The sequence below is a fragment of the Balnearium lithotrophicum genome (assembly GCF_900182585.1).
In the GTDB taxonomy this organism is placed as follows: Bacteria; Aquificota; Aquificia; order Desulfurobacteriales; family Desulfurobacteriaceae; genus Balnearium; species Balnearium lithotrophicum.
In genome coordinates this window covers 122,797-130,923 of record NZ_FXTM01000002.1, presented here as the reverse complement: position 1 = coordinate 130,923, position 8,127 = coordinate 122,797, and the positions used below count along the sequence as shown (strand labels likewise).

Here is an 8,127-nt window from a genome sequence, read left to right as displayed (position 1 = left end):
AGGTCTCCCAAGACCAATGCACATGTTGAAAGGTTCATACAGACGGTGGAGAAGGAACTGTGGATGATAGAAGGGACTGAGCCGACAGTTGATGAAATGAACAGGAAACTATTTAGGTATCTAAGCTTTTACAACTTCGTTAGGCCTCATCAAGGTCTTGGTTATAAGACTCCAGTAGAGAAGTTTGAGGAATATATTAAAAAACTCCAGGGTGTCCACCATGTATTGAACGAGAACAAAAAGTAGACAAAACAAAATATTAAGCATATAATTGCCTGCCGAAAAACCCTATAAAAGGAGGCGATGCTTAATGGCAACTGTTTACGTTAGGGAAGGAGAGACCTTTGAAAGAGCCCTCAAGAGATTTAAAAAGCTTTGTGAAAAGGAAGGAATCCTCACAGAAATCAAGAGGAGGGAATACTACGAAAAGCCTTCCGAGAAGAGAAAGAGAAAAGCAATGGCCGCAAGGAAGAGGTTGATTAAAGCTCTCAAGAAGCGTGGTCTCCTTCCTCCAAGGGGTAAGAAAAAGAAGAAGTAGGGAGAAACTATGGGTCTTAAAGAACGCCTTAAAGAAGATATGAAAGAGGCCTTGAAGGCCAAGGATAAGGTTAAGCTATCGACAATTAGAATGATAAACTCCCTCATAAAGAATGCGGAGATTGAAAAGAGGGGAGAGCTTACAGACGATGAGATAGTTCAGCTTCTAATGAAGTATGCAAAACAGAGAAGGGAATCCATCGAAATGTACGAAAAGGGCGGAAGGCAGGATTTGGTGGAGAAGGAAAAGGCTGAGCTTGCAGTTGTTGAATCCTACCTTCCTAAGCAGATGACAGAGGAAGAGATAAGACAGGTTGTTAAGGAAGCAATAGAGGAAACTGGAGCTTCTTCACCTAAGGATATTGGAAAAGTAATGAAGGTTGTTATGCCTAAAGTTAAAGGAAGGGCTGACGGTTCACTTGTTAATAGGATTGTAAAGGAATTGCTCTCTTAAGAAATTCTGTTATAATTAAAACAAAGGTGCCCTGCTTCTTTGGATAATTGGAGGGGGTTTTCATAGTACGTTCAAGGAAGTAGGGCACCTTTCTATTTTTTTAGGACTGCCCAGGAGGGCAGTCCAGAATTAGTTCAAGAAAACATTCAACTTTTTCCTTAGAGCATACTCCTTCATCTTCTTTTTAGCCCTTGTTTCAAGCTGTCTTACCCTCTCTCTGCTTATTCCCAACTTTTCACCGATTTCCCTTAGGGTCTTTGGTTCATTCCCATCAAGGCCGAACCTCATGATTATTATTCTCTTCTCCTGAGGTGTTAGCTGTTCCAACATTTCCTGAATGCTCTGTTTAAGCTCCTCCTGAACAACCTTTTCCTCTACCTCTGCAGTTCCCTCACCCTTCAGAAAGTCCTTAAAGGTTGTATCCTCTTCGTCCCCTATGGGGGTATCCAGGGAGAGGGGAACCTGGCAGATGGACAGCAACCTTTCAACTTCCTTAGGTTCCATTCCGACGTACTCGGCAAGTTCATCAATTGTGGGTTCTCTTCCAAGTTTTTTAAGGAGCTCCCCGTAAGAACGGGTAATCTTGTTAACCAAAACAGCCTGTTTAACGGGTATTTTCACAGCTCCCGTTTGCTGGGCAAGTGCCTGCATAATAGACTGCCTAATCCACCAAACTGCATAAGAGATAAACTTTACCCCCTTGTCTGGGTCAAACCTCCTCGCAGCCTCAATAAGCCCCAGTATCCCCTCAGCTATCAAGTCGTGTAGGGGAAGTCCACAACCCAAGTACTTCTTTGCAACACTTACGACGAACCTCAAGTTTGATTCAACCAATTTTTTAAGTGCTGCTTTATCTCCCTTCTTTGCCCTCTTGGCGAGTTCAATTTCCTCCTCTCTTGTTAAAAGAGGAATCTTAGATATGGCCTTTAAAAAGGCATCTAAAGAATCCTTGTCAGGAACAAAACTTTCAATAAGAGAAGGGTCTATCTCTTGATTAAGGTTATCACCAAGTAAACCGAATTCCCCTTCTCCTTCCATAGATTCAATATTCTCAAACCCTACATTCTCTTCATCGTCTAAGAAGAACTCCTTTTCTACCATTACCCTCTCCTTCATTCGATTACTCCTCAGGCTTCAGAACAACGTAAAAGACACCTTCTCCCCTCACAACTTTGAGGAGAACTCCCGAACTTCCAGATTGTTTAATGACCTTAATCAAATCGTCAACTTTTCTAACGGGCTTAAGGCTCCTTGGGGTTATTCCGGCCTCTACAATTATGTCTCCTTCTCTAAGTCCTGCATCCTCTGCAGGTGAACCTGGCTTAACTGAAGTTACAATAACACCGTTTTTAACCCAGTTAGGGATACCAAGCCTCTTGCGAAGTTCTGGAGTCAACTTCTGAACAGAAAGACCAAATTTAGACATCAGGTCAACAGTTGCAAGGTTTTCCGTTCCAGGCATTTGACCAATCTTGACATTGAGAACCATTGTTTTTCCGTCTCTAATAATTGTGACTGGAACTCTTCTTCCAGGTGGGGTGTTTATAACCTTCAACTGAAGGTCTGCAACATTTTTAACGTCTTCACCGTTGTACTTGACAATTATGTCACCGCTCTTTAGTCCTCCCTTCTCTGCCGGAGAACCAGGCATAACCTTAGTTACAAGGACCCCACCTTTGACGTTGAACTTCTGAGCAAGGTCTGGGGAGACGTCCTCTATGTAAACTCCAAGCCATCCCCTAATAACCTTTCCATACTTAAGAAGGTCGTTCATAACCTTTTTGGCAATGTTTATGGGGACTGCAAACCCCAAGCCCTGCGCTTCTCTAACAATTGCTGAATTTATACCTATTACCTTACCGTGAATGTCACACAAGGGACCGCCACTGTTCCCTGGATTTATTGCAGCATCCGTTTGAATAAAATCCTCAATGGGATTTAGGCCTAAGCCGTGTCTACCCTTTGCGGAAACTATCCCGTGGGTTACGGTCCAGTTAAGGCCATAAGGATTTCCAACTGCAATGACAAATTCTCCAACTTTTATGTTATTGGAATCTCCAAGTTCAACAACAGGAACCTTTTTGTTTCCCACCTTTATCTTTATTAAAGCAACGTCAGTTTTGGGGTCTTTCCCTACAACCTTTGCTTTGTAAACTGAGCCGTCACTCAATTTAACCCTTATCTTCTTGGCATTTGCAACAACGTGGTTGTTTGTGAGAATGTAAGCCCAGCCGTCCTTAACTTTAACGATAAATCCCGAACCTAAAGCTCTCGTCTTGAACTTATTGGGAAACTGGGGGAAGGGAATTCCAAATTCGTGGAAAAAGTCCCTAAACTCTGGAGGAATAGGAGGATGGCTTACTCTAACTTCAGAAACGGTGCTTATGTTTACAACAGCCGGCTTTACTTTCTCAGCTACACTTTCAAATACTTTTTGAAGGGATTCAGCAACCTGATAGTCTTTTGGGGATACGTCTACCTTAGCCTTTGCAGTTGAAGAGACCAGGGAAAGAACTGCAATAAATGCAGTTGCCCCTCTTAGAAGCTGTCCTGTGTTCATCGCACAACCTCCCTTTTAATTTTTCTCTTTTACGGCGTACATTATCCTCTTTATTTTCTTCTCACTCAATATCCGCTTTGCACCTAAGAATCTCCTTTTGAAGTACCTGTCCTTCAGCGATGAAATTGCAAGCCCGTGAAACATCGATGAAAAATGGACAAACTTTCCGTTCCCTATGTATATACCAACGTGGGAAGGATAGCTCGCATAGGTTCTGAAGAAGACCAAATCACCGGGCTTAAGCTCCTTTTTACTTATCGGTATTCCAACGTTAAACTGCTCCCTTGCTGTCCTGGGAAGGTTAATCCCCAACTTACGGTAAACGTACATTGTGAATGAGGAGCAATCAAGGCCAAACTTGGGATTTGTACCCCCAAAAACGTAGGGGGTATTTTTAATCTCCTTAAAAATATCGGCAAGGAGTTTAAAAAAAGTTCCCTTATACTCTGAATCGTTTAGAATTGAAAGACTCCAGTTGTCGTACTTTACATTTAAAGGTGTGGATAAAACAGATGCAAGTTCCTCCGACTCCCTGTAAACAATATCCGTTATTGGATATATCTCCTTTGAAACAATCCTTCCTGTATCAGCGCTTTCCTCGATAAAAGCTATCGTTTCGGAGCTCTTTTTAGGCTTGAACTTTCTGTACCACTCAACCGAATGGAAACGGGTTGGAATGTAGAGTCTCTGGCCTGGCCTGATGAATGAGCTTCTCAAGTGGTTTTCCCTCTTTAGTTTTGAAACTGTTGTATGAAACCTCTTTGCAATTTTGTAGAGGGAGTCTCCCCTCTTAACTATGTAAACCTGTGAAAATGAAGGGGTAGAGGCTAAAAGAACGAGAAGAGCCGAAAGTAAGAATCTCTTCAATCCATCTCCCCCTTTAAGTTCAACTATAGATTTTAACAAATCAAATAGTTAGGGCATCTACCTGCTCTTTCACGTACTTGTAGTAGTTCATGAGGGAATCGACAACTCCGTTTTCAATATTTGAAAGGAGCTCCTCAAAGAGCTGATAGGCCTCCTTTTTGAACTCAACAACTGGGTCTCTCTGGCCGTAACCTCTCCAGCCTATGCTTTCCTTGATGTGGTCAAGAGCTCTAAGATGCTCCCTCCAGTAGTGGTCCAGCCTATCAAGGAGAATCATTCTCTCTATTTCCCTAAGTTGACCGCTACCTACAAGGTTTTCAAGTTCTTCGTACTTCTCCTTTAGGGTATCGTATATAAGTTTTGCCAACTTTTCCCTGTCTGTTGGAGCTCCCTCAACTTGAGTGTTCATCAGTTCTTCGTAGGAGTTAGGAATAGGAAATTCAAAGCCAAACCTCGTTTCAAGTGTTCTTCTGAGGTCCTTTAAGTCCCACTCGTCGGGAAGAACGTTCTCTGGGGCGAAGGTATCTACAAGTTCCCAGGCAATGTCCTCAAAGAAACCCAAAATTTCATCCTTAAAGTTTTCCCCTTCAAGAATCTTATTTCTCTGCTCGTAAATCACTTTTCTCTGAACGTTGTAAACTTCATCGTACTCGAGGAGCCTTTTCCTTATCTGGAAGTTCTGTTCCTCCACTCTCCTCTGGGCATTTTCAAGAGCTTTGCTCACCATTTTGTGGGTAATGGGTTCATCCTCAGGAACGTTCATGACCTCCATTATCTTCTTGATTCTGTCAGAACCAAAGAGCCTCAGTAAGTTATCCTCTAAAGAGAGAAAGAATCTTGATTCTCCAGGGTCTCCCTGTCTTCCTGCCCTTCCCCTTAGCTGGTTGTCAATCCTTCGAGATTCGTTCCTCTCCGTTCCTATTATGTAGAGTCCTCCTAACTTCTTAACCTTTTCCTTCTCCTTCTCGGTTATCTCCTTGTACTTTTTAAGTGTTTCTTCATAAATCTCCCTGTACTTTTCCTCTCCAACCCTTTCGGGGGTAATTCCCTTCTCCTTTAACTCCTTCTTTGCCAAAAACTCAGGGTTACCACCCAAGAGGATGTCGGTTCCCCTTCCTGCCATGTTCGTTGCTATTGTTACAGCTCCTAACCTCCCAGCCTGAGCAACAATCTCAGCTTCCCTTTCGTGGTGTTTAGCATTGAGGACCTGGTGAGGAATTCCCCTCTTCCTCAGGAGTTTAGAAAGGTGCTCAGAGTCCTCAATCGAGTTTGTTCCAACAAGAACAGGTCTTCCTATTTTGTAATTTCTCTCAATCTCCCTTATAACTGCCTCAAACTTTGCCCTCTTCGTCTTATAGATAAGGTCTGGATGGTCCTTTCTTATGACCGGCTTGTTTGTTGGAATAACCACAACGTCCAAGCCGTAGATTTCCTTCAGTTCGGCTGCTTCTGTTTCCGCTGTACCACTCATACCTGCAAGCTTCTTATAGAGCCTGAAGTAGTTTTGAAGAGTTATCGTTGCAAGGGTTTGGTTCTCAGCCTCAATTTTTACCCTTTCCTTCGCTTCAACTGCCTGATGGAGACCGTCACTCCACCTCCTTCCCGGCATAATCCTTCCTGTAAATTCATCAACGATTATTACCTTTCCATCCTTCACTACATAGTCAACGTCCTTTTTGAACAGGTGGTGAGCCCTTATAGACTGGATTATTGCGTGGAGTAAGTCTGAGTATTTGGGGTCGTAAAGGTTAAAGTCCTTCAATCCCGTTGTTTTCTTAACAATTTCCTCAACCCTTCTTATTCCCTCATCTGTAAGTGTTGCAGTTTTTGTCTTCTCCTCAACCTTAAAGTCCCTGTCCTTTTTGAGCTGTCTTACAATTCCATCTGCAATGTAGTAAACGTCAACACTCTCCTCAGATGGTCCAGAAATTATCAGGGGCGTTCTTGCCTCATCAATGAAAATGGAGTCTGCCTCGTCAACTATTGCGTAAAAGAGTTCCCTCTGAACTTTATCGTCCTTTGAGAAGACCATGTTATCCCTTAGGTAGTCAAAACCAAATTCGGAGCTTGTTCCGTAGGTTATATCCTTAGAGTACATCTCCTTTCTCTCTTCCTTCTCCATCTGATTCTGAAGGTAACCTACGGATAAACCTAAATAGTTGTAAACTGAGGACATCCACTCAGCGTCCCTCTTTGCTAAGTAGTCGTTAACTGTGACGACGTGAACTCCCTTTCCTGCAAGGGCATTTAGGTAGGATGGAAGAGTAGCAACTAAGGTTTTTCCCTCTCCTGTCTTCATCTCTGCAATATTTCCCTGGTGGAGAACTATTCCTCCGATTAGCTGAACATCGTAGTGCCTCATTCCCAGAGTCCTCTTCGCAGCCTCCCTAACTGCAGCGAATGCCTCTGGAAGTATCCTGTCCATGTATCTGAACTTTTCTCTGTCGTCAGGGATTTTGGAGAGCTCCTCCCTCCATTTGTTTGTCAGTGAAAGGAGTTCATCTCTACTCTTCTTTTCAAATTCACCTTCAAGTGAATTTATCCTATCGACTATTGGTCTTATTTTCTTAATAATTCTCTCATTTCTGCTACCAAAAACCTTCTTTAAAATTGCATTAATCAAGGCTTCCCTCCAGATTTGGTTTTAGAAAAAGTGGTTTTATGGAATTTTAAACAGGAGGGGAAGCCCTCGGTGGGGAGGATTTAAACCTTTGAGCTATTTTAAGGGTAAATTTATAGAGGAGAGCCGTTTCAGGTAGTTCCTTTTTCTCTTTAATTTCTCCTTCTTCAGGATTTAAATTATTTTCAGCAACAACTTCAGATACCTTTGGATGGTTTGTATAGGTATTTGAGGATAGAAGTAGGTCTCCTCCCGAACATACAACGGCAGTTACGATGAAAATTCCTATTATCAGCTTTCTAAACTTCATATTTCTATCTCTCTCTTTTTCCCTGGATAAATTACACTTACTCTACTCTTAATCTGTGAAATATAACTGTAGGAGAGAAGTCTTTCAACTGCTCTTTCCTTCCTAACGTAAAAAGGAATAACGTGCCACGTACCATAGTGAATTGGGATTAAAACTTTTGCCCTTAGAATTTTGAATCCCTTAACTGCCTCCTCGGGAGTTTGGTGGAATCTCCTGAAAATGGCAGGTAGGAATCCCCCTATTGGAAGCATTGCGATATCAACCTTAAATTTGGACGATACAAGGTTGTAAAGGTGCTCAGAGAATGCAGTATCCCCTGCAAAGTAGATTGTAGTTCCTCTCCACTCTACTATAAATCCCCCTACCTTTGTGTCTGGATAGACGATATTTCTTCCTCTGTTATGTCTTGCAGGAACGAGCGTAAAACTTATCCCTTTGTATTCTACTGTTTCAAAGTAGTCTAATTCCTTAACCTTTTTCTCCTTGATAACCTTCTGGCAGTTTTTGGGAGTCAGTACTTCAAACTTTCCTCCTAATCTGTAAAGTGTTTTCAGGTCTAAGTGGTCGTAGTGGGCGTGGGAGATGAGAACAACGTCTGGAGAGAGCTCCTCCGGACTCCTTGCTGGTGGAACTACCCTTTTTATTCCACCTGCAGATTCGCTCAAAAAGGGGTCTGTCAGTATCTCCAAACCACCTAACTTTACCAGGAATGTAGAGTGACCTAAATTTTCTATTAGTATCCTCATAGTTTCCTGATTTTAATTCACCGAGGGAGAATT

The 8,127-nt window shown here is 42.4% G+C and carries 9 protein-coding genes; 3 read left to right on the top strand and 6 right to left on the bottom strand.

Annotation, left to right across the window (positions count from 1 at the left end):
* The 3 genes from FN732_RS01305 to FN732_RS01295 all read left to right on the top strand — a co-directional run.
* Positions 1–246, top strand: a 246-nt coding sequence (locus FN732_RS01305; RefSeq protein WP_142933819.1) for an integrase core domain-containing protein, incomplete at its 5' end; no start/stop codon positions are given.
* A gap of 64 nt (positions 247–310) precedes the next feature.
* Entirely contained in the window at positions 311–538 is a 228-nt protein-coding gene (gene rpsU / locus FN732_RS01300) for a 30S ribosomal protein S21 (protein ID WP_142933817.1), read from the top strand.
* 9 nt (positions 539–547) lie between these two features.
* Complete coding sequence (locus tag FN732_RS01295; RefSeq protein ID WP_142933815.1) at positions 548–991, top strand: GatB/YqeY domain-containing protein; 444 nt, start codon at positions 548–550, stop codon at positions 989–991.
* A gap of 129 nt (positions 992–1,120) precedes the next feature.
* Here FN732_RS01295 and FN732_RS01290 read toward each other — a convergent pair whose 3' ends face one another.
* From FN732_RS01290 to FN732_RS01265, 6 genes are read right to left on the bottom strand one after another with little or no spacing between them, the layout of a single operon-like run.
* Positions 1,121–2,092: a sigma-70 family RNA polymerase sigma factor gene (locus tag FN732_RS01290; protein WP_142933827.1), complete on the bottom strand. Its 972-nt coding sequence runs from the start codon at positions 2,090–2,092 to the stop codon at positions 1,121–1,123.
* 19 nt (positions 2,093–2,111) lie between these two features.
* Positions 2,112–3,551: a DegQ family serine endoprotease gene (locus FN732_RS01285; protein ID WP_142933813.1), complete on the bottom strand. Its 1,440-nt coding sequence runs from the start codon at positions 3,549–3,551 to the stop codon at positions 2,112–2,114.
* Positions 3,552–3,566: 15 nt separating this feature from the next.
* Positions 3,567–4,418 (bottom strand): C40 family peptidase, encoded by an 852-nt coding sequence (locus tag FN732_RS01280; RefSeq protein WP_142933811.1) that lies wholly within the window; start codon positions 4,416–4,418, stop codon positions 3,567–3,569.
* A gap of 40 nt (positions 4,419–4,458) precedes the next feature.
* Entirely contained in the window at positions 4,459–7,041 is a 2,583-nt protein-coding gene (gene secA, locus FN732_RS01275) for a preprotein translocase subunit SecA (RefSeq protein ID WP_142933808.1), read from the bottom strand.
* A 46-nt stretch (positions 7,042–7,087) separates the two neighbouring features.
* Complete coding sequence (locus tag FN732_RS01270) at positions 7,088–7,348, bottom strand: hypothetical protein (protein ID WP_142933806.1); 261 nt, start codon at positions 7,346–7,348, stop codon at positions 7,088–7,090.
* Positions 7,345–8,094, bottom strand: coding sequence for an MBL fold metallo-hydrolase (locus tag FN732_RS01265; RefSeq protein WP_142933804.1), 750 nt, complete (start codon positions 8,092–8,094; stop codon positions 7,345–7,347). Before FN732_RS01265 ends, FN732_RS01270 begins: the two co-directional genes overlap by 4 nt.
* Between the last annotated feature and the right edge of the window lie 33 nt (positions 8,095–8,127).

Excerpts from the sequence above, each read along its gene's own strand:
- rpsU (WP_142933817.1), top strand. The coding sequence starts at position 311 with ATGGCAACTGTTTACGTTAGGGAAGGAGAGACCTTTGAAAGAGCCCTC.
- FN732_RS01295 (WP_142933815.1), top strand. The coding sequence starts at position 548 with ATGGGTCTTAAAGAACGCCTTAAAGAAGATATGAAAGAGGCCTTGAAG.
- FN732_RS01290 (WP_142933827.1), bottom strand. The coding sequence starts at position 2,092 with ATGGTAGAAAAGGAGTTCTTCTTAGACGATGAAGAGAATGTAGGGTTT.
- FN732_RS01285 (WP_142933813.1), bottom strand. The coding sequence starts at position 3,551 with ATGAACACAGGACAGCTTCTAAGAGGGGCAACTGCATTTATTGCAGTT.
- FN732_RS01270 (WP_142933806.1), bottom strand. The coding sequence starts at position 7,348 with ATGAAGTTTAGAAAGCTGATAATAGGAATTTTCATCGTAACTGCCGTT.
- FN732_RS01265 (WP_142933804.1), bottom strand. The coding sequence starts at position 8,094 with ATGAGGATACTAATAGAAAATTTAGGTCACTCTACATTCCTGGTAAAG.